The sequence below is a fragment of the Nocardioides sp. NPDC057772 genome (assembly GCF_042798075.1).
Lineage (GTDB): Bacteria > Actinomycetota > Actinomycetes > Propionibacteriales > Nocardioidaceae > Nocardioides.
On the sequence record NZ_JBHVKN010000004.1, the window covers coordinates 48,030 to 71,782 of the forward strand.

The 23,753-nt window shown below is 69.4% G+C and carries 24 protein-coding genes; 16 read left to right on the forward strand and 8 right to left on the reverse strand.

From position 1 onward, the window contains the following. Window positions 1–16: 16 nt before the first annotated feature. From ACFVJS_RS01680 to ACFVJS_RS01690, 3 genes are all read left to right on the forward strand, one after another. Window positions 17–928 (forward strand): hypothetical protein, encoded by a 912-nt coding sequence (locus tag ACFVJS_RS01680; protein WP_378876803.1) that lies wholly within the window; start codon window positions 17–19, stop codon window positions 926–928. A 44-nt stretch (window positions 929–972) separates the two neighbouring features. Beyond that, window positions 973–1,179, forward strand: coding sequence for a heavy-metal-associated domain-containing protein (locus ACFVJS_RS01685; protein ID WP_378876805.1), 207 nt, complete (start codon window positions 973–975; stop codon window positions 1,177–1,179). Between the two features lie 78 nt (window positions 1,180–1,257). Beyond that, window positions 1,258–3,537, forward strand: a complete 2,280-nt coding sequence (locus ACFVJS_RS01690; RefSeq protein ID WP_378876807.1) for a heavy metal translocating P-type ATPase — start codon at window positions 1,258–1,260, stop codon at window positions 3,535–3,537. 66 nt (window positions 3,538–3,603) lie between these two features. Here ACFVJS_RS01690 and ACFVJS_RS01695 read toward each other — a convergent pair whose 3' ends face one another. Further along, a complete protein-coding gene (locus tag ACFVJS_RS01695) occupies window positions 3,604–4,179 on the reverse strand; it encodes a class IV adenylate cyclase (RefSeq protein WP_378876809.1) in 576 nt (191 codons plus the stop codon). After that, window positions 4,176–5,030: a helix-turn-helix domain-containing protein gene (locus tag ACFVJS_RS01700; protein WP_378876811.1), complete on the reverse strand. Its 855-nt coding sequence runs from the start codon at window positions 5,028–5,030 to the stop codon at window positions 4,176–4,178. Before ACFVJS_RS01700 ends, ACFVJS_RS01695 begins: the two co-directional genes overlap by 4 nt. Window positions 5,031–5,202: 172 nt before the next feature. On the opposite strand from ACFVJS_RS01700, the gene ACFVJS_RS01705 reads away from it, so the two are divergent. After that, window positions 5,203–5,898 (forward strand): TetR/AcrR family transcriptional regulator, encoded by a 696-nt coding sequence (locus tag ACFVJS_RS01705; protein WP_378876813.1) that lies wholly within the window; start codon window positions 5,203–5,205, stop codon window positions 5,896–5,898. Window positions 5,899–5,983: 85 nt separating this feature from the next. Here ACFVJS_RS01705 and ACFVJS_RS01710 read toward each other — a convergent pair whose 3' ends face one another. Beyond that, window positions 5,984–6,529, reverse strand: coding sequence for a VanZ family protein (locus tag ACFVJS_RS01710; protein ID WP_378876815.1), 546 nt, complete (start codon window positions 6,527–6,529; stop codon window positions 5,984–5,986). 490 nt (window positions 6,530–7,019) lie between these two features. On the opposite strand from ACFVJS_RS01710, the gene ACFVJS_RS01715 reads away from it, so the two are divergent. Then, complete coding sequence (locus tag ACFVJS_RS01715; RefSeq protein WP_378876817.1) at window positions 7,020–8,723, forward strand: cation:proton antiporter; 1,704 nt, start codon at window positions 7,020–7,022, stop codon at window positions 8,721–8,723. On the opposite strand, the gene ACFVJS_RS01720 is transcribed toward ACFVJS_RS01715, so the two are convergent. Beyond that, a complete protein-coding gene (locus tag ACFVJS_RS01720) occupies window positions 8,724–9,101 on the reverse strand; it encodes a winged helix-turn-helix transcriptional regulator (RefSeq protein ID WP_378876820.1) in 378 nt (125 codons plus the stop codon). Window positions 9,102–9,213: 112 nt separating this feature from the next. Here ACFVJS_RS01720 and ACFVJS_RS01725 point away from each other — a divergent pair, with 112 nt between their 5' ends. After that, entirely contained in the window at window positions 9,214–9,579 is a 366-nt protein-coding gene (locus tag ACFVJS_RS01725; protein ID WP_378876822.1) for a DoxX family protein, read from the forward strand. An 8-nt stretch (window positions 9,580–9,587) separates the two neighbouring features. On the opposite strand, the gene ACFVJS_RS01730 is transcribed toward ACFVJS_RS01725, so the two are convergent. The 3 genes from ACFVJS_RS01730 to ACFVJS_RS01740 all read right to left on the reverse strand — a co-directional run bounded on the left by ACFVJS_RS01730 (window position 9,588) and on the right by ACFVJS_RS01740 (window position 12,818). Beyond that, window positions 9,588–11,177 (reverse strand): multicopper oxidase family protein, encoded by a 1,590-nt coding sequence (locus ACFVJS_RS01730; protein ID WP_378876824.1) that lies wholly within the window; start codon window positions 11,175–11,177, stop codon window positions 9,588–9,590. Further along, window positions 11,174–11,584 carry a hypothetical protein gene (locus tag ACFVJS_RS01735; RefSeq protein ID WP_378876826.1) on the reverse strand — a complete coding sequence of 137 codons (411 nt, stop codon included), beginning with the start codon at window positions 11,582–11,584 and terminating at the stop codon, window positions 11,174–11,176. Before ACFVJS_RS01735 ends, ACFVJS_RS01730 begins: the two co-directional genes overlap by 4 nt. A gap of 73 nt (window positions 11,585–11,657) precedes the next feature. Then, window positions 11,658–12,818: an ROK family protein gene (locus ACFVJS_RS01740; protein WP_378876828.1), complete on the reverse strand. Its 1,161-nt coding sequence runs from the start codon at window positions 12,816–12,818 to the stop codon at window positions 11,658–11,660. Between the two features lie 166 nt (window positions 12,819–12,984). On the opposite strand from ACFVJS_RS01740, the gene ACFVJS_RS01745 reads away from it, so the two are divergent. The 4 genes from ACFVJS_RS01745 (at window position 12,985) to ACFVJS_RS01760 (ending at window position 16,943) form a co-directional block, all read left to right on the forward strand. Beyond that, window positions 12,985–14,154 (forward strand): glycoside hydrolase family 19 protein, encoded by a 1,170-nt coding sequence (locus tag ACFVJS_RS01745; protein ID WP_378876830.1) that lies wholly within the window; start codon window positions 12,985–12,987, stop codon window positions 14,152–14,154. Between the two features lie 222 nt (window positions 14,155–14,376). Beyond that, window positions 14,377–15,240: an alpha/beta hydrolase family protein gene (locus ACFVJS_RS01750; RefSeq protein ID WP_378876832.1), complete on the forward strand. Its 864-nt coding sequence runs from the start codon at window positions 14,377–14,379 to the stop codon at window positions 15,238–15,240. A 78-nt stretch (window positions 15,241–15,318) separates the two neighbouring features. Beyond that, window positions 15,319–15,681 carry a non-heme iron oxygenase ferredoxin subunit gene (locus tag ACFVJS_RS01755; RefSeq protein ID WP_165110160.1) on the forward strand — a complete coding sequence of 121 codons (363 nt, stop codon included), beginning with the start codon at window positions 15,319–15,321 and terminating at the stop codon, window positions 15,679–15,681. Beyond that, window positions 15,678–16,943 carry an NAD(P)/FAD-dependent oxidoreductase gene (locus ACFVJS_RS01760; RefSeq protein ID WP_378876834.1) on the forward strand — a complete coding sequence of 422 codons (1,266 nt, stop codon included), beginning with the start codon at window positions 15,678–15,680 and terminating at the stop codon, window positions 16,941–16,943. Before ACFVJS_RS01755 ends, ACFVJS_RS01760 begins: the two co-directional genes overlap by 4 nt. Window positions 16,944–17,010: 67 nt before the next feature. On the opposite strand, the gene ACFVJS_RS01765 is transcribed toward ACFVJS_RS01760, so the two are convergent. Continuing rightward, window positions 17,011–17,541: a Dps family protein gene (locus ACFVJS_RS01765; RefSeq protein WP_378876836.1), complete on the reverse strand. Its 531-nt coding sequence runs from the start codon at window positions 17,539–17,541 to the stop codon at window positions 17,011–17,013. Window positions 17,542–17,679: 138 nt separating this feature from the next. Between ACFVJS_RS01765 and ACFVJS_RS01770 the strand changes: the two genes are divergently transcribed. The 6 genes from ACFVJS_RS01770 (at window position 17,680) to ACFVJS_RS01795 (ending at window position 23,647) form a co-directional block, all read left to right on the forward strand. Continuing rightward, window positions 17,680–18,639 carry a helix-turn-helix domain-containing protein gene (locus ACFVJS_RS01770; RefSeq protein ID WP_378876838.1) on the forward strand — a complete coding sequence of 320 codons (960 nt, stop codon included), beginning with the start codon at window positions 17,680–17,682 and terminating at the stop codon, window positions 18,637–18,639. Window positions 18,640–18,915: 276 nt separating this feature from the next. Further along, on the forward strand, window positions 18,916–20,208 hold the full coding sequence (locus ACFVJS_RS01775) for an ABC transporter substrate-binding protein (protein ID WP_378876840.1): 1,293 nt from the start codon (window positions 18,916–18,918) through the stop codon (window positions 20,206–20,208). After that, window positions 20,205–20,936 (forward strand): ABC transporter ATP-binding protein, encoded by a 732-nt coding sequence (locus ACFVJS_RS01780; protein WP_378876843.1) that lies wholly within the window; start codon window positions 20,205–20,207, stop codon window positions 20,934–20,936. The genes ACFVJS_RS01775 and ACFVJS_RS01780 overlap by 4 nt, the downstream gene beginning before the upstream one ends. A gap of 112 nt (window positions 20,937–21,048) precedes the next feature. Further along, a complete protein-coding gene (locus ACFVJS_RS01785) occupies window positions 21,049–21,774 on the forward strand; it encodes an ABC transporter ATP-binding protein (RefSeq protein ID WP_378876845.1) in 726 nt (241 codons plus the stop codon). Then, window positions 21,774–22,640: a branched-chain amino acid ABC transporter permease gene (locus ACFVJS_RS01790; protein WP_378876847.1), complete on the forward strand. Its 867-nt coding sequence runs from the start codon at window positions 21,774–21,776 to the stop codon at window positions 22,638–22,640. The genes ACFVJS_RS01785 and ACFVJS_RS01790 overlap by 1 nt, the downstream gene beginning before the upstream one ends. Then, complete coding sequence (locus ACFVJS_RS01795; RefSeq protein ID WP_378876849.1) at window positions 22,637–23,647, forward strand: branched-chain amino acid ABC transporter permease; 1,011 nt, start codon at window positions 22,637–22,639, stop codon at window positions 23,645–23,647. The genes ACFVJS_RS01790 and ACFVJS_RS01795 overlap by 4 nt, the downstream gene beginning before the upstream one ends. Window positions 23,648–23,753: the final 106 nt, after the last annotated feature.

Consider the following 23,753-nt stretch of genomic DNA (forward strand, 5'->3'; position numbering starts at 1 on the left):
AGCCAGGAGAGATCACATGAACGCCATTGCCAAGGTCGGTGCGTTCGCCGGAGCCGTCGTTGCCCTCGGCGGCCTGGGTTCCGCCGTGGGCGCCTCCGTCGGCCCCATCGGCGAGCCGGAGCGCCCGAGCCACCAGGAGCACGGAAAAGCCGGTGGCCACGGAGGCCACGCCGGGCACGGCGCGAAGAAGGCGCCCGCGGCCACCGGGCTCAACGTCAGCGAAGCCGGCTACACGCTCGACCTCGTCGAGGACCGCTACCAGCGCACGGCCGAGGCCACGCTGCGGTTCCGGATCCTCGGCGACGACCACGAGCCGGTGACCCGGTTCGCGACCGCTCACGGGAAGAAGCTCCACCTGATCGTCGTACGCCGCGACCTGGCCACCTTCCAGCACGTGCACCCGGTCATGGCGGCCGACGGCACCTGGTCGGTCGGCGCCGACCTGGCCGAGGCCGGGACCTACCGGGTCTTCGCCGACTTCCAGCCGGAGGCCGCGGACGAGGGCCTGACCCTCGGGCAGGACCTCTTCGTCGGCGGCACCTACGAGCCGCAGCCGCTCCCCGCGCCCGCCGCCACCAGCACGGTCAGCCCCTACCAGGTGGACCTCGACGGTCACCTGGTCGCGGGGAAGACCTCGCGCCTCACCCTGACCGTCACCAAGGACGGCGAGCCGGTCACCGACCTGGAGCCCTACCTCGAGGCGTACGGCCACCTGGTCGCGCTCCGCGACGGCGACTTGGCCTACCTCCACGTCCACCCCGAAGGAGCGCCCGGCGACGGGCGCACGGAGCCCGGCCCGGAGATCACCTTCTCCGCCGAGGTGCCCTCGGCCGGGACGTACCGGCTGTTCCTCGACTTCCAGCACGCCGGCGAGGTGCGTACCGCGGCCTTCACCGCGGTCGCCAGTGCCCACGGAACAGCCCACTGACTCCCTGCCCTGAGCAGGGTCCACCACAGAGAAAGGAAAGCACCATGTGCAGCACCACCTACACCGTTTCCGGGATGACCTGCGGCCACTGCGTCAGCTCCGTCACGGAGGAGGTCACCCAGATCGCGGGCGTCTCCTCCGTCGACGTCGACCTGGCCACCGGCCAGGTGACCGTCACCTCCGAGAACGAGCTCGACCGCGCGCAGGTTCAGCGCGCGGTCGAGGAGGCCGGCTACCAGCTGGCCGGCTGAGCCACCCGCGTCGGCTCCTCCTTCCCTGAGCGGGGAGCCGACGCGTACGCCGATCCACCCATCTGAAGGACACCAGTGATGACCGTCTCCGGAACCTCCACACCTTCCTCTGCACCCACGACCGACTTCGAGCTCGAGATCAACGGCATGACCTGCGCGTCGTGCGCGAACCGCATCGAGCGCAAGCTCAACAAGCTCGACGGGGTCGCCGCCACCGTCAACTACGCGACCGAGAAGGCGAAGATCTCCGTCGCCGCGGACAGGACCGACATCGACGCGGGCGTGCTGATCGCGACCGTCGAGAGCGCCGGGTACGGCGCGAAGGAGCCGCGCCGCGAGGACCCGTCGTCGAGCGCGCCCGTCGACGGCGAGGCCACCGACCCCGTCGGCCGGCTCCGACAGCGGCTGCTGATCTCGGCGCTGCTCAGCGTCCCGGTCGTGCTCCTGGCGATGGTGCCGGCCCTGCAGTTCGAGAGCTGGCAGTGGCTCTCGCTCACGCTCGCCGCGCCGGTCATCGTCTGGGGCGCGGCGCCGTTCCACCGGGCGGCCTGGACCAACGCGCGCCACGGCGCGGCGACCATGGACACGCTGGTCTCCATCGGCACCCTGGCCGCCTTCGGCTGGTCCCTGTACGCCCTGTTCCTCGGCACCGCCGGCGAGCCCGGCATGACCCACCCGTTCAGCCTCACCATCGAGCGCACCGACGGGCTCGGCAACATCTACCTGGAGGCGGCCGCCGGCGTCACCACGTTCATCCTCGCCGGCCGCTACTTCGAGGCCCGCTCGAAGCGTCGCGCCGGCGCCGCTCTGACCGCCCTCCTCGAGCTCGGCGCCAAGGAGGTCGCCGTCCTCCGCGACGGCTCCGAGACCCGGATCCCGATCGACGAGCTCGCCGTCGGCGACCTCTTCGTCGTACGTCCCGGGGAGAAGGTCGCCACCGACGGCATCGTCGAGGACGGGTCCTCCGCCATCGACGCGGCAATGCTGACCGGTGAGTCCGTGCCGGTCGAGGTCGCACCCGGTGATGCCGTCACCGGGGCCACCGTCAACGCCGGCGGGCGCATCGTCGTCCGCGCGACCCGGGTCGGCGCCGACACCCAGCTCGCCCAGATGGCGCGCCTGGTCGAGGAGGCGCAGACCGGCAAGGCGGCGGCGCAGCGGCTCGCCGACCGGATCTCGGGGATCTTCGTACCGATCGTGCTCGCCCTCTCCGCCATCACCCTCGGCTTCTGGCTCGGCGCGGGCGCGGGCGCCGCCACCGCGTTCACCGCGGCCGTCGCGGTGCTGATCATCGCCTGCCCGTGCGCGCTCGGCCTGGCCACGCCCACCGCCCTCATGGTCGGCACCGGTCGCGGCGCCCAGCTCGGCATCCTGATCAAGGGCCCTGAGGTGCTCGAGAGCACTCGGAAGATCGACACCATCGTGCTCGACAAGACCGGCACGGTCACCAGCGGCACCATGACCCTCACCGATGTGATCGCCGCTCCCGGCGAGGACGCCGACGAGATCGCTCGCCTGGCCGGAGCCCTGGAGTACGCCTCCGAGCACCCGATCGCCCGGGCCATCGCGTCCGGGGCCGAGGCCCGCGTCGGCACCCTGCCCGCGGCCGAGGACTTCGCCAACGTCCCGGGCCTGGGCGTGCAGGGCATCGTCGAGGGCCACGCCGTCCTCGTCGGCCGCGTCCGCCTGCTCGAGGACTGGAGCCAGTACCTTCCCGGCGACCTCGCCCTCGCGATGGCCGAGGCCGAGAGCGAGGGCCGCACCGCGGTCGCCGTCGGCTGGGACGGACAGGCGCGGGGTGTCCTGGTCGTCAACGACGTGATCAAGCCGACCTCGGCCGAGGCGATCGCGGAGTTCCAGCGCCTGGGGCTGACCCCGGTCCTGCTCACCGGCGACAACGAGACCGTGGCCCGCAGCGTTGCCGCCGAGGTCGGCATCCCGGTCTCCGGGAACACCGTCATCGCCGAGGTGCTCCCCGAGGACAAGGTCGCCGTCGTACGCCGGCTGCAGGAGGAGGGTCGCGTGGTCGCGATGGTCGGCGACGGCGTCAACGACGCGCCGGCCCTGGCCCAGGCCGACCTCGGCCTCTCGATGGGCACCGGCACCGACGTCGCCATCCAGGCCAGCGACCTGACCCTCGTCCGCGGCGACCTGCGGGTCGCGGCCGACGCGATCCGGCTATCCCGCCGGACGCTTGCGACCATCAAGGGCAACCTGTTCTGGGCCTTCGCCTACAACGTCGCGGCCATCCCGCTGGCCGTGGCCGGCCTGCTCAACCCGATGCTCGCCGGCGCCGCGATGGCCTTCTCGTCGGTGTTCGTGGTGAGCAACAGCCTCCGGCTGCGCCGCTTCCGCTGAACCGAATGGAGACACTGCTTCTCGGGCGTGACCGCGCTCGACGAGCAGTGTCTCCCGGTCTGCGTACTAGCCAGCGTTCCGCTGGCGGGCGGCAGCGACTGCCCCGGTGTAGGTCTCGGTGGTGAGGTCGCCATCCCCGATTCCAAGTTTCGCGAGGACGGCCCGGATCGTGCCGAGGCCGGCCTCGACGTCGTCAGCAGGCGCCAGCGTCTCGACCTCCAGATACGTGCCTTCGATCTCGGGCACCTCGACGAGCGTCGCCAGAACGTCGCGGCTCTCGGCTTCGAACCGATGGTTGCGGCACAGTTTGCGAAACGAGATCAGCTCCATCGCCCCCAGAGCCTTCAGAACGGTGTCGGCAACAGTCGGGTCGGTCATCTCGGTCTCGTGCTCGGGTCGGGACCCCGAGGCCGTTTCGACTGGAGCGGTCTTGAAGGTCAACAGCGAGCGGCTGCCGGAATCGTTGGTGACAGTCCGAACGCGAAGCTCCTGGTCACGCGCGGTGAGGGTTTCATCGGGTAGGTCGTAATAGGTGTCGTGGTAGGTCTCATCGATTCCGGGAGCCAGTCGTTCGAGTTCCGCCCGAACATGGTCGACGTCGCTGACCTTGGCCTTCAGTTCGACCTCGATGAGTCCGCTCACCGTTCCGCCTTTCCGTGATCTGCTGACTGGGTCGCGACGGGCCGCGTGGACAGCGCGTCGATGTGCCGCAAGAGTCCATGGAAGAGAGGGCCGCGTGGAGTGGCGATGACCTTGTACATCGCTGACTCGTGTCCTTCCCATGTGCCGAAGGTGGATACGAACATGACGGTATCCAGCCTGATCACTCGCCACACCGGCATCTGGTCGTAGAGGTAGACCTCCACTCCAGGCAGTCCCTCCAGCCGAGACATCGTCATCCGGATGCCCGCCGCGAACTCCTGTGGACTCTCACCGACCTCAGCTGCCCTGGCGGCTGTCGCCTCGCTGTCAGGATCGAGGAGCATGATGCGTACGTTGGCCTCGGCTCCTTCGGTCAGGCGCGAGCGAAGCAGCGAGTCGTTGAGTCCAAGCAGGCCCAGACCGCGGATCGCGAGCACATCGATGTTCGAGGCGATCTGCAGTTGGGCTGCGATCTCCTCGCGCGCGAAACCTTGGTCGCGATAGACGTTGACGACCTCCGGATAGGCCGAGAGATCGGCAGGATCGCGTTGCCCGGGGGCGCGGGCCGGTGCCAGCCCGAGGATGCGTCGACTCTCGGCAGGAATGTCCAGCCCGTCGGCGACCCGCTCGAAGACGTCGAGCTTGGTGATCTCGCGTCGGCCGTTGATGACCTCGTTGACCCTCGACTGAGACAGGCCCGTCGCCGCGGCGATCCGTGCCTGGCTCAGCCCGGCGTACTGCTGCATGGCTCGGAACACGCCACCCATGTCGCGGCCGACCAGTGCCTCGCGTACCTCGGGCCGCTCCCACGCCCACGACGGCATCGCCACTGGATCCGAGCCGATGGTCATCCCGCCTCCTCTGGGCCGACTCCGAGATGCCCAAGTTATCTCACGGTGAGATATACGCGAAGGGATCGAGCCAGTGTCGTCGCTGCGGGCAACGTGGCAGTCGCCCCGGCTGCGACACGTCCAATGGTTTCGCGGCTGGGGCACTCCAACAGCCACCAAGGAGACCCAAGCGATGACAACGACCTCTCGTGTCGGCCGCCCGCGCCTTGTGCCCACCCGGTTCGAAGGGTCACCGCGCGAGCAGATCTTGGAAGTGGCGGCTCGGTTGTTCACGAGCAAGGGGTACGCGGCGACCTCGACTCGAGAGATCGCCGAGACGGTCGGGATCCGGCAAGCCTCGCTCTACTATCACTTCGCCGGGAAGGGTGAGATCGTCACCGAGCTGCTGGCTCAGACGATCCGGCCCACGGTAGACAGTGTCGCCCGGATCGAGTCGCTGACCGACGACCCTGACACGGTGCTGTACCTGGTGGCGCTCACCGATGTTCGTACGTTGGCGAAGGCGCCGCACAACATCGGTTGGCTCTACCTTGCCCCCGATGTCGCCCAGGTCGAGGGGTTCGACGAGTTCACCGAGGCCCGCTCGGACCTCGCTGCCATCTACGCCCGGCTGGCGGAACCGATCGCGACTTCCGAGGTCCTCGGTGCTCTCGGGCCGGTCCGGCTCGGGGAGAAGCTGGTCCACAACGTCGAGGAGGTCATCGGACTGCGGAACGCCGGCCGCCGGATCGATGCCGACGAGTCTGCATCGATGGCTTCCTCATGCCTAAGGCTGTGTGGCATCGACCAGGCTCGTATCGACCTCGCACAGAAGACCGCCGACACTCTCCTGGGCCAGCTAGACCAAGTCGATGGCAGCGCGGGCTGAGACGTCAAGTGCGGATAGCGAACAGCCCCTGAGACCGTCTCGACGTACACGCTCAGGGGCTGTTGTAGCGCTTGTGCGGGCTGGGTTACTCGGGAACCGCTTTGGCCGAGGTTGCCGCGCCGATCACCACAGCGAGAGCGGCGCCGATACCGGCCCCGAGAGCGGCTCCTATCCAATTCACGACGACATCACTCAGCAGGAACCCGATCCGTCCCATCGCTGGAAAGAGCATCTGAACCAGCTCCACCAGTAGAGGCAGCCCCACCGCGGTGGCGACAGCGACCCCTCGGCGGCCGGCACACCACATCAGCACTGACACCGCTCCCAGACTCGCCCCAGCTAGGACATTGAGTGAGTCTGAACTGATTATCAAGAGGTTCCCCAGTGGCGGGAGCTGGATTTCGAGGTTGAGCCCACGAGACGCGCCCGCAGCCCCCCACAATCCGGCTTCGTTCGGCGTTGCGGTCACGCCCAGGTAGGCACCGCACACCGCAACGAACAAGACCGCGATCGTGCGCGGCACCTGCAACCACCTTGCCCACCATGGTGCTCCCAGGACGGCAAGCACGCCCGCGCCGATGATGGTCGGCAACGCGAGCGGTAGCGAGCGGAAGAATGGCTCGATGATCATCAATGTCTCCGACTCTGCAGCAGCAGTGCTTCGTTCCTCAGCTGCAGCTGTTGTGAGTGTAGTAATTCCGGTCCCCGGCGCGCATCACGCCCTGCACGCAGGGACGTGCTGAGGGGATGTCCACATTCGGCGACTCCCGCCAGCTCCAGGTCTGCCCAGCGGAAATCGTCCCCCAATCACTGGAGGAGGAGTCCCAGTGGATCGAACCGACCCCGAGCGACGATCCGTTTTGATGCCCCGCCTGTCTGGGGGCGTCAGGACTATCTCAAGGTAAACCCCCAGGGGTTTGTGGAATGCGTGTTCATCTTTTACGCACTGCGAGTTCTTGCAAGCGTCGGCCGACGTCTGGAGCCGGTTCGCCGAAGTTCGTTGATGACCATGATCGAACTACAGAGAACCTCGCACGGCCGTGCCCACGAAGTTCAACGTCGTTGTTAACGAAGCCGCGACCTCCGGTCGAGTCATCGCTCGCGAACCTAGACTCCCGAACGTGGACCAACACGTGTTGCTGATCGCCGGGGCGGCGCTGACGATCATGATCGCGGCGTCGGTGTTCGCGCGGCGTACGGGGGTGGCGGCGCCGCTGCTGCTGGTGGGGCTCGGGATCGGGGCGAGCTATCTGCCGGGTGCACCGGAGATCGAGCTCGACCCGGAGCTGATCCTGGCCGGCGTACTGCCGCCGTTGCTCTACTCCTCCGCGGTCAACCTGCCGGTGATCGACTTCCGGCGGAACTTCCGGCTGATCAGCTGGCTCTCGGTCGTGATGGTGATCGTCTCGGCGCTCGTCATCGGGGCGGTGGTGCACTGGCTGTTCCCGGACATCTCGTTCCCGCTCGCGGTCGCGCTCGGGGCGGTCGTCAGCCCCACCGACGCGGTGGCGGCGACGGCGATCGGGCGCCGGGTCGGGCTGCCGCCGCGGGTGATGACGGTGCTGGAGGGGGAGAGTCTGGTCAACGACGCGTCGGCCCTTGTCGTGCTCCGCACGGCCGTCGCGGGGATCGCGGCGGCCAGCTCGTTCTCCCTGGGACGTACGGTGCTGGAGTTCGGGTGGGCGGTGATCGGCGCGCTCGTGATCGGCGGTCTCGTCGGCTGGCTGACGGTGTTGCTCCGCCAGCGCTTGGACGACCCGGTGCTCAACACCACGATCTCGTTCGCGGTGCCGTTCATCGCTTACTTCCCGGCCGAGGAGCTGGACGCGTCCGGCGTGCTCGCCGTCGTCGTCGCCGGGCTGGTGACCGGGGGACTCGGCAGCCGCCGGTTCAGCGCCCGCGACCGGCAGACCCAGGCCACCACCTGGACCACGTTCAACTTCATCCTGGAGAGCGGCGTCTTCCTCGCGATGGGCTATCAGCTGCCCGACTTCGTCGACGCCGCGCAGGGCGAGACCACGCCCGGCGAGATGGCCGGGCTCGTCCTCGTCGTCGTCGGCCTGCTGGTCGTGCTCCGGTTCGCCGGCCTCGCCGGGCCTGCGCTCCGGGACCGCGAGCAGAGCAAGGAACAGGTACGCAGCCGCCTGGACCAGTTCGAGGAGAAGCTCGACTCGCTGACCCCCGCCGACGACCGGGAGGACGCGCGGATCACCGCGGCCAGGCGGCGGTTGGCACGGGGCCGCGCGGACATCGACTTCGAGGAGCGCGAGCCGATCACGAGGCGCGGCTTCCTGACGATCGGCTGGGCGGGTATGCGCGGCGTCGTCACGGTCGCCGCCGCCCAGACCATCCCGGCAGGCACCTCCCACCGGGCGACCGTCGTGCTCGCCGCCTTCCTGGTCGCCCTCATCACCCTGGTGCTCTTCGGCCTCACCCTTCCGGCCCTGATCCGCCGGTTGCGTTTCTCGCCGGAGAGCGCCAAGGACAGGCACGACGCCTTCCGTGCCCTGTTGCGCCAGGTCGGTGAGACCGCCGTCGACACCCTCGGACCGCTCGAGTCGCAGACCATCGACGGTGAGCCGATCGATCCGCAGCTGGTGACGAAGCTCAAGGACCGGATCCTCCCGCGGGTCCTCGCGGGCGTGCAGGAGGCACCGCGAGTGCGGCCCGCGGTGAGGGAGCAGACCCTGATCCTGCAGACGCGCTACCTCGACGCGATGCGCGAGGCGCTCGCGGCCGAGCGCAGCATCGGGGCCTACAGCTCGCACACGTACGCGAGGGTCGAGTCGATCCTCGACGACATGGAGAAGCGGCTCGAGGTGTAGTCAGCTCTGGCGGGCGTCGTAGGCGCGTCGGTTCTCGTCGATGAGCGGGTTGTGTCGGATCGCCCACTCGGCCAAGGAGACCGCGGGGCCGACGAGCGTCCTGCCCATGCCGGTCAGCTCGTACTCCACCCGCGGTGGCACCTCGGGGTAGCTCGTGCGGCTCACCAGCCCGTCGCGCTCCAGATGGCGCAGGGTGAGCGTGAGCATGCGCTGCGAGATGCCCGGGACGCGCTGCTTCAGGTCGCCGAACCGCAGCCGACCACCGTCCAGCGTGGCGATCACCAGCAGGCTCCACTTGTCGCCGATGCGGTCGAGGATGCCGCGGATCGCGCTCCCGCCGTCGCCCCTGATCAGACAGACCTTCTCGTAGTCCGACAAGAGCCGCTCCCATCGCCCTCAGGCACACCGATGTGCCTTTTGTACGCCTCCCGGAACCCGTCCATGCTGGGTTCTCGATCGGTCAGTTACTCATCGTAACCAAGGAGTTCGCATGGTGGTCGCGTACTGGATCGTCGCGGGGTTGCTCGCGGTGTTCTACCTCTACTCGGGCGGGATCAAGATTCTTCGGGGCCAGGAGCAGCTGGCGCCGATGATGGCGTGGGCGGGCACTGCCATCCCGATGTCGGGAGTCCGGGCGATCGGGGCGGTCGAGGTGGCCGGCGCGCTCGGGCTCGTCCTCCCGCCCCTGACCGGCATCGCCCCCGCCCTCGCGATCTGGGCGGCGGGAGGGCTGGCCGTGGTGCAGGTGCTCGCCGCGATCTTCCATCTCACGCGCGGAGAGCGCCGGGACCTGTGGCTCAACGGTGTCCTGGTCCTGGTCGCCCTCGCCGCGCTGTTCCTGGCCACTCGCCTCTAGCCAGCGGGTCACACCGTCTCGAAGCCGGCCATCATCGCCATGTCCTCGTGCTCCAGGTTGTGGCAGTGGATCAGGAACCGGCCGGCGTACTTCTCGAACCTGACCCGGACCCGGACGGCCTCGTAGGGACGTACGTCGACGGTGTCCTTCCAGCCGTGATCCATCGGGCCTGGGCCGTGGTTGCCACGGCGCAGGACCTGGAAGGGCGAGAGGTGGACGTGGACCGGGTGGTGGGCGTCGGTGTAGAACTCCCAGATCTCGGTGGAGCCCAGCGGCACCTGGGCCTGAGGGACGGCCGGGTCGAAGGGCTTGCCGTTGATCCCCCAGCCGCGGCGACCGTGCACGCGCGCCTGGCGGAAGTGCCACTTGCGGACGACAGCGCCGTCGGGCGTCTCGGGCTCGGGTACGTCGGCGAGCCTCTTCGGGATCCGGACGTCGTCGGCCGCGCGGCGGGCGATCCGAAACCGCATCACCTGAGCGGTCCGGCCGGTGCCGAGACCGTTGCGCAGCTCGACGGTCGTCCCAGGTGCCAGCGAACGGAAGTCGACGACGACGTCGAACCGCTCGCCCGAGGCCATCGTGATCTGGTCGTGCTCGACGGGGGCGGCGAGGAGCCCGCCGTCGGAGCCGATCTGCGTGAACCTCACAGGCGTGCCGGAGTCGGTGCGCAGGGTCAGCGCGTAGCGACGCGCGTTGGAGGCGTTGAGCAGGCGCAGCCGATACTGCGCCGCCTCGACCTCCGCCTCCGGCCACGGGGCGCCGTTGACGAGGATGACGTCACCGAGCACGCCGGCCATGTAGCGGTCCTCGACGCCGGGCTCACCGAGCAGCTCCGGGTCGAGCGCGGGGTAGCGCAGCGCACCGTCCTCATCGAAGGCCCGGTCGGCGATCATCAGCGGCAGCTCCCGCTCGCCGCGCGGCAGCGAGAGCGCGTCCTCCTCGTCGTCGCGGACGATGTGGAACCCGGCCAGTCCGCGCCACACCTGCGGGGCGGTGAAGTCCATCCGGTGGTCGTGGTACCAGAGCGTCGTGGCGGGCTGGTCGAGCGGATAGCGGTAGTCCCGCTTTCCCGTCCTGACCTGCGCCTCCGGGTCGGCCATGGCCTCGTGCCCGCCGCCATGGCCACTCCCGTGCCCGCCTCCGTGCCCGCTCTCGTGTCCGGCATGATGAGCAGGAGCCTCGAAGCCGGGCGGCACCAGCAGATCAGTCGGCCAGCCGTCGCTCTCCGCCGGGGTGTGCCCGCCGTGGAGATGCGTCGCGGTCGGCAGCGTGAGGGAGTTGGTGTGGCGTACGGTCACGGTCTCGCCGCGGCGGGTCTCCAGCGTCGGCCCGGGGAAGACCCCGTCGTACGTCATCATCTCGGTCCGCAGCCCGGGCAGGATCTCCACCGAGGCACTGCGCTGCTCGAGCGAGATCAGGCCACCGGCAGGGCGCTTGACGGGCGGCAACGGCAACGGCGTCGCGTACGCCTTCGGCAGCCGTGCCGCGCTGCGCAGGATGCGTCCGGTCTGTCCGGGTGCGTCGCCGCAGGAGACCAGCGATCCGGCGACCGGAGCGGCCAGGCCGGCGCCGAGGAGGGTGCGTCGGCCGAGCTTCATCGCCGGGCCTCCCGCGGGCTGCCGGCGCCGCGGCGCAGCGAGGCGATGGCGACGGCCACCGCGATCCCGACAGTGAGTACGCCGACCGGGACGTGCCACTGGAGGACCCGGGTGTAGCCGAGGACCGCCTGCACGTGGATGAGGAAGAAGAGGGCGACCGACCAGATCAGGAACCACCAGCGGCCGCGCATCGCGACCACTGCACCCGCGGCGATCGGCAGCAGCAGGCCGAGCGCCTGCAGCGCCGCCGCGCCGGCCGAGTGCAACCCCAGGGCCTCGAAGGTGCCGGAGAAGTAGGAGCCGATGAAGATCGGTTGGCCGATCGCGAAGAGCGCGATCAGCACCGCGACTGCTCGGAAGCAGAAGAGGCTGATGCGCGGTCGCCGCTGGCGTATCTCTGTGGTCACACCTCGACGATATGTAGCCGAGGTACATATGACATCGGGCGTTCCCCTGATCGCTGAAGCAAGCTCGTCGGGGTCAGCCCTGGCTGGAGAAGACCTCGTCGCGGGCCGTGTCGAGACCCATCTGCAGGGCGCCGCGAAGCACCGGGTCGCCGGAGATCGCGGTCGGGACGACCGTGGGGACGTTGGGGCCGAGGGAGGCGATCGCCTTCTGCACCCGCGCGGCCAAGACCTCGCCGCCGGCGCGGCCGACCTCGCCGGCGAGCACGCACAGCTCGGGGTCGAGCACCACGCAGATGCCGGCCAGTCCGAGGGCGAGCCTGCGGGCGAGCTCGTCGAGCAACGGCTCGGCATCGGGGTCACCCCCGACCGCGGACCGTACGCACTCCACGCCGTCGCCGCGCAACCCGAACGCGCGGGCGAGAGTGTCCATGGCCTCGACGCTCACCAGTGACTGGAAGGCGGCGTGCTGAGGACTGTCGGTGCCGTGGGGTGTGGAGGCGCCGGGTACCGCCAGATAACCGATCTCGCCGGCTCCGCCGCCGGCGCCGCGGTGAAGACGGCCGTCGACGATCACCGCGAGGCCCAGGCCCCGGTCGATCCAGGCGAGCACCGAGTCCTTCACACCGTGGGAGGCGCCGGCCGACTGCTCGGCGAGTCCGGCCAGGTTGACGTCGTTCTCGATCAGTATCGGCCGCTGGAAGCTGCGGCGGAGATCCGCGAGCACGCCTGCGCGCCAATCGGGGAGGTCGTTGGCGAAGCGGATGTCGCCGGTGCGGGGGTCGATCATGCCGGGGGTGCCGATCGAGAGGCAGCGGAGCTGCTCCATGGTGATGCCGGCGCGCTTGGTGGCGTTGGCGACGGTGGCCCGCACCGCCTCGACCGGGTCGGAGGCCTCGTGAGGGTCGAGCTCGCCGGTGGCCAGCTCGGTGCCGGTGATATCGGCGACCGACGCGGTGATCTGGTCGGGTCCGATGTGAAGGGCTGCGACGTAGCCGGCCGACGGGACCACTCCGTAGAGCGCGGCGTTGGGGCCGCGGCCGCCCTGCTGGGTGCCGACGACCTCGACGAGACCACGATCGCCGAGCCGGGTCAGCAGCTGTCCGGCGGTCACTTTCGAGAGCCCGACGAGCTCGCCGAGCCGGGTCTTCGTCACCGGCCCGTCGGAGAGCATCAGGTCGAGCGCCGCGCGGTCGTTGGTGTCGCGGATCAGGTGTGTCTTGGGTGCTCTCGACATCGGCGGCGCTCCTTTCGAGGGGGAGGGTGGTGTACGGAAAACCAACCTAACAATTCCGGGCGTCGCGCCGGTGATTGTCCGCATGGGGGCTGGACGGTAACTGTAAAGGAACCTTACAGTAGGGGTTTCGATCGCCATCCATCTCAACCCCCTCAAGGAGCTTGGAATGCGTACTACAACGAAGATCGCCGTTCTCGGCGGGATCTTGCTGGCGCCCGTCCTGGCCATGGTGCCGACGAGCCCCGCAAGTGCGCACGGCTACATCTCGAACCCCCCGAGCCGGCAGGCGCAGTGTGCTGCTGGCACCGTGGAGTGCGGGGAGATCAAGTACGAACCGCAGAGCGTCGAGGGTCCGAAGGGCCTGACCAGCTGCTCCGGCGGCAACGCCCGATTCGCCGAGCTCGACGACGACTCGAAGAGCTGGCAGGCCACGCCCGTGGGTCGTAGCCAGACCTTCAGCTGGTCGCTGAGCGCCCGGCACCGCACCAGCACCTGGCAGTACTTCATCGGTGGCACCAAGATCGCCGAGTTCGACGACGGCGGCGCGCAGCCGCCGGCCACCGTCGACCACCAGGTCGACTTCGGCTCCTTCACCGGCCGGCAGAAGGTGCTCGCGGTCTGGAACGTCGCCGACACCGCGAACGCGTTCTACGCCTGCATCGACGTGAACATCGGCGGCACCGCCACCGAACCGGAGTCGCCGGCGCCGGTGGCCGGGGAGTTCCCGGTCAGCGAGTCGCAGTTCAACCAGCTCTTCCCCAACCGCAACCCCTTCTACACGTACGCCGGGCTCGTCGAGGCCTTGAGCGCCTATCCGGAGTTCACCAATGCTGGGGACGAGGCGACCCAGAAGCGCGAGGCCGCCGCGTTCATCGCCAACGTCGCCCACGAGACCGGTGACCTGCGCTACGTCGTGGAGCAGAACCAGGCCAACTACCCGCACTACTGCGACACGTCCCAGCCCTACGGTTGTCCGGCCGGCAACGACCAGTACTACGGTCGCGGGCCGGTTCAGCTGAGCTGGAACTTCAACTACAAGGCCGCCGGGGACGCGCTCGGGATCGACCTGCTGAACAACCCGAACCTGGTCGCCACCGATCCGGCGGTCGCCTGGAAGACCGGGCTCTGGTACTGGAACACCCAGAACGGCCCGGGCACCATGACCGCGCACGCGGCGATGGTCAACGGCGCCGGCTTCGGCGAGACCATCCGGGCCATCAACGGCGCCATCGAGTGCAACGGCGGCAACCCGGCCCAGGTGCAGAGCCGCGTCGACAACTACCGCGAGGTCACCTCGCTGCTCGGGGTGGACCCGGGCGGGAATCTGTACTGCTGAAGCGGAGCTCGAATCGATCAGCACTGCTGACGCCACACCCCGCACAGAAACCGGCGGCGTACGCAGCCCCACCTGCGTACGCCGCTTGTTTCTGTTTTGTGACAGCCGCACAAACAGGTTCTGCCTCCGCGCCGGTGCCCGGCGCCCGCCCACGCCCCTACCTTCGAGTAGCAACCGGAACCCCGGACGGACCGGGGCCGGATGGACGAAGGAGCATGCTCGGTGCTCAGATCACTCTCTCTCCGAATCGCCGCGGTCGCCGCGGCCGTCACGCTCCCCCTCTTCGGTCTGGTCGCGCCGGCCGATGCGGAGAGCCCCTACGAGCGCGGGCCGGACCCGACGTCCGCCAGCGTCCTGGACAACGGCACGTTCTCCCTCTCCTCGACCTCGGTCTCCTCGCTGGTGACCGGATTCGGCGGCGGGACGATCTACTACCCGACGTCGACGACCCAGGGGACGTTCGGCGGTGTCGTCCTGGCCCCCGGCTACACGGCCTCCTCGTCGTCCTACTCCGCGGTCGCGCGCCGGGTCGCCTCGCACGGGTTCGTGGTCTTCGCGATCGACACGAACTCCCGGTACGACCAGCCCGACAGTCGTGGGTCGCAGATCCTCGCCGCGGTGCGCTACCTGAAGACGAGCGCGTCCTCCGCGGTCGCATCCCGTCTCGACGAGTCGCGGATCGCCGTCTCCGGCCACTCGATGGGCGGCGGCGGCACCCTCGCGGCGGCCAACCAGGACTCCACCATCAAGGCCGCGGTCGCGCTGCAGCCCTGGCACACCGACAAGACCTGGCCCGGCATCCAGATCCCGACCATGATCATCGGCGCGGAGAACGACTCGGTCGCGCCTGTCGCCTCGCACTCCATCCCGTTCTACACCTCGATGACCGGGGCGCGGGAGAAGGCGTACGGCGAGATCAACAACGGTGACCACTTCATCGCCAACACCGACGACGACTGGCAAGGGCGCCTGTTCGTCACCTGGTTGAAGAGGTACGTCGACGACGACACCCGCTACTCGCAGTTCCTCTGCCCGGCGCCGTCCTCGATCTACCTGTCCGACTACCGCAACACCTGCCCGGACTGACCCTCGGTCCCGACGCGAGAACCGGCCACCCCGGGGGAGGTGGCCGGTTCTTCGTGGTCCACGTTGGAAGATGGGGGCATGACCGGAAACAGTGGAAACGGCGGAAACAGCTCAGGCATCCGCGTCGCCTCCCTCGACGACATCCCGGAGGGCGAGGGCATCGCGATCTCCTCGAAGATCACCGGCACCGAGGACGACATCGCCATCCTCCGTGACGACGACGGCACCTGCTGGGCCCTCAACGACACCTGCACCCACGAGACCGCATCCCTGGCCGAGGGCTGGGTCGAGGACGGCGACGTCGAGTGCCCGCTGCACTCCTCGCGGTTCAACCTCAAGACCGGCAAGGTCGACGGCCTCCCGGCCACGGTCGATACCGTGCCGCACCGCGTCGAGGTGCGTGACGGGGAGATCTACCTCTTCCCCGGCGAGAGGCCGTGACGGTCTCGTCCGTCGTCGTCGTCGGCGGTGGGATCGCTGGTGTCTCGACCGTCGCGGAACTGCGGAAGAACGGGTACGCCGGTGAGCTGACGCTCCTCACCGTCGACCCGTTCCCGTACGACCGCCCGCCCCTGTCCAAGGACTACCTCTCCGGCGCGAAGGACCTCGAGTCGATCGCTCTGCAGGCCCCGGAGTGGTACGCCGAGCAGCGGATCGACCTGGTCACGGCTGCGTCGGTGGTGGCGCTGGATCCGGATGCCGGCACGGTCGCGATCTCTGACGGCCGGGAGCTCTCCGCCGACAGGATCGTGCTGGCGACGGGTGGACACTCGCTGTGGCCGAGCATCGAACGTGTCGTTCGGGAGCCGCTCGACAGTCCAGCGGGCGAAGGGATCCCGCGTTCGGCCACGGGGGTCCACACGCTGCGAAGTGTCGAGGACGCCGATGCGCTGCGGCACGTGCTGCTCCCGGGCGCCCGGCTGCTGGTGGTCGGTGCGGGGCTGATCGGAGCCGAGGTCGCCTCGACGGCACGGAAGCTGGGCAGCGAGGTCGTGCTCGTCGATCCGGTCGACCCGCCGATCGCGGCCGCGGTCGGTGCTCAGGTCGCTGCCTGGCTGCACTCCTTGCACGCGGTCCACGGCGTGGAGACGGTGACCGCCACCGTCGAGAAGCTCGAGTCGACGCGTGCCGGAGTCGTCGCACACATCGCGGGCCAGACCGAGCCGCGTACGTTCGACGCCGTGCTTCTCGCCGTGGGGATGGTTCCGGACACCGCCCTGGCGAAGGCAGCCGGTCTGGAGGTCGACAACGGCGTCGTCGTCGACGACCATCAGGTCACGACCCACCCGAACGTCCTCGCCGTCGGCGATTGCGCCCGCCGCCGCGGCCACCGCCGCGCGGAGCACTGGGAGGCGGCGGTGCACGACGGCCAGCGGGCGGCGAGGACGATCCTCGGCATCGACCCTCCGGCGGAGACCGCCCGCTGGTTCTGGACTGATCGCTACGGCCTGCATGTCGAGGTCGTCGGCAAGATGCGCTCGCCCGACGCAGACCACCAGACAGTCGTACGCGGCGCGGTCGGCGAGCCGCCCTTCTCCGTGTTCACTCTCCGCGGTGAGCGCGTCATCGGCGCGGTCTCGGTGGACGACCCCAACGCCGTGCGCGCGGCGCGGCGGATGATCGACCGAGGGGTCGACGTACGGGCTTCCGATCTCGCCGATCCCGGGACCGATCTGCGCAAGCTGTTGCGCGGGTCCAGGTAGCTGTCGGCGGCCACATGACGAAGGACGGCGCCCCGCGGGATCGCGGGACGCCGTCCTCGGGGAAAGATCAGACCGTCAGCTGAGCCGGCTTGGACTGGTTGGCGACGCGGTTCTCGGAGTCGATGAACCAGGCCAGCTGCTCGACCCGGGTGATGATCCCGTGGAGCAGGTCGGCGGTCGTCGGGTCCTCGGCGTCGATGTCGTCGTGGATCTCGCGGGCGGTCTTCGAGGTGGCGTAGAGCGCGGCGGCGGCGAGGTCGGCGGCGGTCGCGGTGTCGACCTCGGTCGCCGGGAGCGGCGCGAGGGTGGTGTCCTCGGCGACGGTGCCGGTGCGGCCGTCGGGGAGGATGTAGAGCGCGCGCATCCGCTCGGCGACCTCGTCGGTGAAGTCACGGGCGGCGTCGACGACCTCGTCGAGGACGAGGTGCATGTCGCGGAAGTTCTTGCCCACGACGTTCCAGTGCAGCTGCTTGCCCTGCAGGCTGAGCTCGGTCAGATCGACGAGCAGGCGCTGCATCTGGGTCGCGAACGCCGGGCTCGGGATGAACGCGGGGTGCGAGGTGTGCGTGGCGCTGCTCGTGTCGGTCTTCGTGGCCATGTTCGGTGGGTCCCCCAGATTGAAGAGTCGGTCTTTCGTGGTGGCACCCACTGTGCCACCTTTTCTTGAACGATTCCAGAAAGGTGAGTCTTCCCTAAGTCATCGCCTCCGGACACGGGCACGCCGTAGAGTCGTTGTGTGCCGCAATCTCCCCTCGTCGCACGGGTTCGCCGCCCAGAAGTCTTCGAGACCAGCCGGCTGAGCGCGGACGCGCAGGTCGAGGCCTGGGAACGCCACAACGCCCGCGCCCTGGTCGCGCTCGCCTGCCGGCCCATCGAGGGGCACGGGTTCGACGCGCAGGAGGTCAACCTGCAGCTCGACGAGATCCATCTGGCGCGGGTCCGGGCGACCCGCCACGTCGTCGAGCGTCCGGCCAGCCTGGTCAAGGAGATCCCGGCCCGGTCGATCGCCGTCTACGCCAGCCTCCGCGGCGAGGCGATCCTGGAGTACGCCGGCCGACGCAAGGTCATCCGCCCCGGCCAGCTCATCGTGTGCGACGTGGACGCGCCCTTCCTGCGCGGCTTCGGCCACGGTCTCGAGGAGCTCGCGGTCAAGGTTCCGGTCGACGCCTTCGCGGCCCGCACCGGGATGACGTCGATGCCGTCGCCGCTCGTCCTCGACGTGGGCCGCGACCACGACCCGCACGGCCGGGCCCTGGTGCAGATGGTCGGCCGTGCGCTCAGGCCCCACGATCCGGTGCCGGCCGACGAGGGCGCCGTCCTCGACCTGATCTCGGTGATCGCCACCGAGGGCAAGGTGTCTCTGGCCACCGCTCACCGGGCCGCGGCGAAGGCGTTCATCGAGGAGCATCTCGCCGACCCCACCCTCTCCGCCACGGCGATCGCCGCGGGTGCGGGCATCTCCGAGCGCCATCTGTCCCGGCTCTTCGCCGACGCCGGCACCAGCGTCCCCCGCCACATCCTCGGGCGTCGCCTCGAGCTCGCCTACGCCATGCTCGCCACCGGCTCCGACCCGCGTATCCGCACCGTCGACGTCGCCGAGAAGTGCGGCTTCACCTCCGCCTCCCACTTCTCGCAGGCCTTCCGCAAGCGCTTCGGCGTCGCCGCCGGAGACGTACGCCGCGCCGCCCGCGCCTGACCCCAGCCGAGACGTCACCCCCGTCGGCCGAGGCGTCACCCCCGTCGGCCGAGACGTCACCCCCGTCGGCCGAGTGGTCAGACGAGTGCCAACTCGGCCGACGTGAGTGACTTCTCGGCCGTCGTACCCGACTTCTCGGCGCGAAAGGGTGACAAGTCCACCAAAGATCCGATAGGTCTTCCATGCGATTTTCCGCCAACCAGACCCTGCTTCCCACCCGTAGGGGCGCTGGCGGACGACACTCTCGTTCACCCCACACTCTCTAAGGAGACGTACGTGCGCAACGGACTCACCACCGGACGCGGCCTGAGCATGGCCGCCGCCGGTGTCGCAGCGATGGCGCTGACCCTGACGGCCTGCGGATCGGGCGGCATCGACGATGAAGGCGGTGGCGGCGAGGACACGCTCACCATCGGGTTCGTCTCGACCGAGACGGGCTCCTCGGCGCCGTTCGGTGAGGCGAACAGCTTCGTCGTCGACGAGATGGAGACGTACTTCAAGGACCACCCGGTCAAGGTCGGCGACAAGGAGCTCGACGTCGAGATCGTGGTGCGCGACGCGCAGAGCGACACGACGAAGGCCGGGGCGGTGGCCGGCGACCTGATCAACAAGGACGGCGCCGACATCATCGTCGCCTCCTCGACGCCCGACATCGTCAACCCGGTCTCGGAGCAGTGCGAGGCCAACTCGATCCCGTGCATCACCACGGTCGCCCCGTGGCAGCCGTTCGCGATCCGCAGCGGCGACAAGCCGGCCGAGCTGAAGTACAGCTACCACTTCTTCTGGGGACTGGAGGACGTCGCCACCGTCTACCAGGACATCTGGAGCAAGGTCCCCAACAACAAGAAGGCCGGCGGCCTGTTCCCGAAGGACCCCGACGGCGAGGCCTGGGGCGCCAACTTCCCGGCGCTCACCGAGGCGTCCGGCGTGAAGATCGACAACCCGGGCAACTACCCCAACGGCACCAAGGACTTCTCTGCCCAGATCAGCGCCTACAAGGGCCATGACGTGCTCGTCGGCGTCCCGATCCCGCCGGACTTCACCACCTTCTGGCAGCAGGCGAAGCAGCAGGGCTACAACCCGAAGGTCGCCACGATCGGCAAGGCGCTGCTCTTCCCGAGCAGCGTCGAGGCGCTGGGCCCCATCGCCCACAACCTCTCCACCGAGGTCTGGTGGACCCCGACCGCGCCCTACAAGTCCTCGCTGACCGGCCAGTCCGCGCAGGAGCTGGCGGACGCGTACGAGGAGAAGACCGGCAAGCAGTGGACCCAGCCGCTGGGCTTCGCGCACGCGCTCTTCGAGGTCGCGACCGCCGCGGTGACCGAGGCCGGCTCGACCGACGCCGACGCGATCACCAAGGCGCTCTCCGGGCTCGAGGTCTCCACGGTCGTCGGTGACGTCGCCTGGGGCAAGGACGAGAACGTCCCGCCTTACGTCGCCAAGACCTCGCTCGCGGGTGGCCAGTGGCGCCAGGTCGAGGGCGGGGAGCACCCGTTCGAGCTGGTCGTCGTGCAGAACTCGCTGGCTCCCGACGTACCGCTCGGGGGCGAGCCCGAGGCGCTCAAGTGACCTTGTTGCAAGCTGACGGCCTGGCCAAGTCCTTTGGCCAGGTCGCCACGGCCCGCTCGGTCTCCTTCCACGTCGCCGCGGGCGAGGCGCTCGGCATCGTCGGGCCCAACGGCGCCGGCAAGTCCACACTGCTCAACCTGGTGACCGGCACTCTCCCGGTCGACGCCGGCACCATCCGATTCGACGGGGCCGACGTCACGCGGATGCCGGCGGCGCGGCGTACGGCTCTCGGGATCGGGCGTACGTTCCAGGTCCCCCGCCCCTTCGGTGGGCTGACCGTCTTCGAGAACGTGCTGGTCGGCTCCACCTTCGGCGCGGGAGCGCGCCGCCGCGAGGCCAACGAGCAGGCCTGGCGGGCGCTGGAGACCGCGTCGCTCACCCATCTCGCCAACACCCCTGCGGGCTCGCTCCGGCTGCTCGACCGCAAGCGGCTGGAGCTCGCCCGCGCGCTGGCCACCCAGCCCCGGCTGCTGCTCCTCGACGAGATCGCCGGCGGTCTCACCGAGCACGAGCTGCCGGCGCTGATCGAGACCATCTCTGCCATCCGTGACGGCGGCACCGGGGTCGTCTGGATCGAGCACATCGTGCACGCGTTGCTGCAGGTCGTGGACCGGTTGATGTGCCTGGCCCAGGGCGACGTCGTCGCCACCGGCGACCCCCGTGAGGTCATGGCCTCCGACGCGGTCGCTGCCGTCTATCTCGGCTCGCCTGATCTGGAGGGCGCGTGAGCCCGCGTAATGCTCACCGAGGTAACTCGGTCGACGCCCACTCCCCTCGCGGAGTTCCACGAAGCCAGTACCCGTTCACCGAGTTACCTCGGTCAGCATTCGAGGGAGACCGATGACCCTGCTCGAAGTCGACACGATCGACGTGAGCTACGGCGACTTCCGTGCGCTGCACGGCATCACCCTCACGGTCGCCGAGGGCGAGACCCTGGCCGTGATCGGCGCGAACGGCGCCGGCAAGTCGACGCTGTTGAAGACCATCGCCGGCCTGCTCCGCCCGAGCGCCGGGCAGATCCGCTTCGACGGCCACAACGTCTCCCACACCCCAGCCCACCGACGGGTCCGCGAGGGCATCGCGCTGACCCCGGAGGGCCGCCGGATCTTCGGCTCGCTCACCGTCGAGGAGAACCTCAAGGTCGGCGCGCACGGCCGCCGCCCGGGCCCCTGGAATCTGCGGACCGTCTACGACGCCTTCCCGCTGCTCGCCGAGAAGCGGACGCGCCGCGGAGCGCACCTGTCCGGCGGTGAGCAGCAGGCCACCGCCATCGGCCGGGCCCTGATGTCCAACCCGAAGCTGCTCCTGCTCGACGAGGTCTCGCTCGGCCTGGCGCCGGTCGTGATCGCCGACATCTACCAGGCGCTCCCCGCGATCGCCGAGAAGGGGACGACCGTGCTCGTGGTCGAGCAGGACCTCACCCAGGCACTCGCCGTCGCCGATCGGGTGCAGTGCCTTCTCGAAGGCCGCACGGTCCTGGAAGGCGCCGCGGCAGACGTGACCCGCGAGCAGGTCCAGGCGGCGTACTTCGGGGTCGACGACACCGACGGAAGGGAGGCCGGCTGATGGACTGGATCAACGCGGTCCTGCAGGGACTCCTGCTCGGCGGGCAGTACGCACTCCTCGCCTGCGGTCTGAGCCTCATCTTCGGGGTGATGCGGATCGTCAACCTCGCCCACGGCGTGCTCGCGGTCGCCGCCGCCTACCTCGCGCTCTGGCTCGTCCAGCAGACCGGGATGCCGTCGTTCCTCACGCTCGTCGTCGTGATCCCGGTGCTCGCCGCGGTCGGCTACGCGATCCAGCGCGGTCTGTTCAATCCGGCGCTGCGCCACGGCGAGCTGTCGCCGCTGCTGGTCTCGTTCGGCCTGGCCGTCATCGGCGCCAACCTGCTCCAGGAGATCTTCACCGCCGACTCCCGCAAGATCTCGATCGGGGACCTGTCCACGTCCTCGATCGAGCTCGGCCAGCTCCGGCTCGGCGTCTTCTCCCTGCTCACCCTCGTGGTGGCCGTCGCCGTCATCGTCGGCCTGCAGCTCTACCTCTCCCACACCCGCATCGGCCGCGCCATGCGTGCGACCAAGGACGACCCCGAGGCGGCGACGCTCATGGGGATCGACGAGAGGCACATGTACGCCCTCGCCACCGCGATCGCGATCGGCACCGTCGCTCTGGCCGGTGTCTTCCTCGGTATGTCGACGCAGTTCAGCCCGACGTACGGGGATCTGGTCCTCATCTTCGCCTTCGAGGCCGTCATCATCGGTGGACTCGGCTCGCTGTGGGGCACGCTCCTCGGCGGCCTCGTGCTGGGCGTCGCGCAGACCGTCGGCGCCCAGATCGACCCCGCCTACGGCGTCCTCACCGGCCACCTGGTGTTCCTGGTCGTGCTCCTGTTCCGGCCCCAGGGCCTGCTCCCGAAGGCGGTCGTCGCATGAGCACCCCAACCCTCGCCCCACAAGACCTGAAGGTCGTACGCGGCGGCTGGCCGTCGCTGGCCGGCGGCGGTGTCCTGGCCGTGATCGTGGTGTTCCTGGCCGCGGCGCCCTGGTTCGTGTTCAGCCCCGGTGACGTGACGAACCTGGTCACCCTCTTCGCGCTGATCATCCTCGGCACGACCTGGAACCTGATGGCCGGCTACGGCGGGCTGGTCTCGATCGGGCAGCAGGCGTTCATCGGCGCCGGCGGCTACGGCGTGATCAAGCTCGCCGACGTCGTCGGGCTGCCGATCCCGGTAGCCGTGGTGGCGGCTGGCGTGGTCTGCGCGGCGCTCGCCATCCCGACCTCGTTCCTGCTGTTCCGCCTGGTCGGAGGCTATTTCGCGATCGGCACCTGGGTGGTGGCCGAGGTGTTCAAGCTGGTCACCCAGGAGCTCCCGGGCTTCGGTGGCGGCTCCGGGCTCTCGCTGACCGCCTTCCAGGGCGTCGACCGGGTGACCCGAATCGCGACCGTCTACTACCTGGCGCTCGTGCTGGTCGTGCTCGTCGTGCTCGCGACGTACGCCCTGATGCGCTCGCGCGTCGGGCTCGGCCTGACCGCGATCCGTGACGACTCGGTGGCGGCCGCGTCCCTCGGCGTCGCGGTGCGGCGCTCGCAGCGGCTGGTCTACGTCGCCGCGTCCGGTGGTGCCGGCCTCGCCGGCGCGCTGATCGCGGTCAACGGGTTGCGGGTCTCACCGGACTCGATGTTCTCGGTGCAGTACACCGCCTTCATGATCTTCATCGTCGTGATCGGCGGCCTGGGGACGATCGAGGGCCCGATCCTGGGCGCGGTGATCTTCTTCGCGCTGCAGCAGCTGCTGGACTCCTACGGCACCTGGTACCTCATCGCGCTCGGAGCCGTCGCGATCGCCGTGGTGCTGCTGGCACCGCGCGGTCTGTGGGGCCTGGCGACACGGGGTCGCTACGAGGTCTTCCCCGTCGGTCACACGGTCCTGAATCAATAGTCGGGGGTCAAAACGTCGCACAAAACGCCCCTAACCCACCCCTTTATAACCCACAAAACCCCCCGCCCCCGACGTAAAAAACCGGGTGGTGACAGGAGGGGGGGTG

Bases quoted from the DNA above. Each gene is read 5' to 3' on its own strand.
- ACFVJS_RS01680 (WP_378876803.1), top strand. From the start codon at position 17: ATGAACGCCATTGCCAAGGTCGGTGCGTTCGCCGGAGCCGTCGTTGCC.
- ACFVJS_RS01745 (WP_378876830.1), top strand. From the start codon at position 12,985: ATGCGTACTACAACGAAGATCGCCGTTCTCGGCGGGATCTTGCTGGCG.
- ACFVJS_RS01785 (WP_378876845.1), top strand. From the start codon at position 21,049: ATGACCCTGCTCGAAGTCGACACGATCGACGTGAGCTACGGCGACTTC.
- ACFVJS_RS01705 (WP_378876813.1), top strand. From the start codon at position 5,203: ATGACAACGACCTCTCGTGTCGGCCGCCCGCGCCTTGTGCCCACCCGG.
- ACFVJS_RS01690 (WP_378876807.1), top strand. From the start codon at position 1,258: ATGACCGTCTCCGGAACCTCCACACCTTCCTCTGCACCCACGACCGAC.
- ACFVJS_RS01740 (WP_378876828.1), bottom strand. From the start codon at position 12,818: ATGTCGAGAGCACCCAAGACACACCTGATCCGCGACACCAACGACCGC.
- ACFVJS_RS01730 (WP_378876824.1), bottom strand. From the start codon at position 11,177: ATGAAGCTCGGCCGACGCACCCTCCTCGGCGCCGGCCTGGCCGCTCCG.
- ACFVJS_RS01765 (WP_378876836.1), bottom strand. From the start codon at position 17,541: ATGGCCACGAAGACCGACACGAGCAGCGCCACGCACACCTCGCACCCC.
- ACFVJS_RS01755 (WP_165110160.1), top strand. From the start codon at position 15,319: ATGACCGGAAACAGTGGAAACGGCGGAAACAGCTCAGGCATCCGCGTC.
- ACFVJS_RS01795 (WP_378876849.1), top strand. From the start codon at position 22,637: ATGAGCACCCCAACCCTCGCCCCACAAGACCTGAAGGTCGTACGCGGC.
- ACFVJS_RS01700 (WP_378876811.1), bottom strand. From the start codon at position 5,030: ATGACCATCGGCTCGGATCCAGTGGCGATGCCGTCGTGGGCGTGGGAG.
- ACFVJS_RS01790 (WP_378876847.1), top strand. From the start codon at position 21,774: ATGGACTGGATCAACGCGGTCCTGCAGGGACTCCTGCTCGGCGGGCAG.
- ACFVJS_RS01710 (WP_378876815.1), bottom strand. From the start codon at position 6,529: ATGATCATCGAGCCATTCTTCCGCTCGCTACCGCTCGCGTTGCCGACC.
- ACFVJS_RS01685 (WP_378876805.1), top strand. From the start codon at position 973: ATGTGCAGCACCACCTACACCGTTTCCGGGATGACCTGCGGCCACTGC.
- ACFVJS_RS01725 (WP_378876822.1), top strand. From the start codon at position 9,214: ATGGTGGTCGCGTACTGGATCGTCGCGGGGTTGCTCGCGGTGTTCTAC.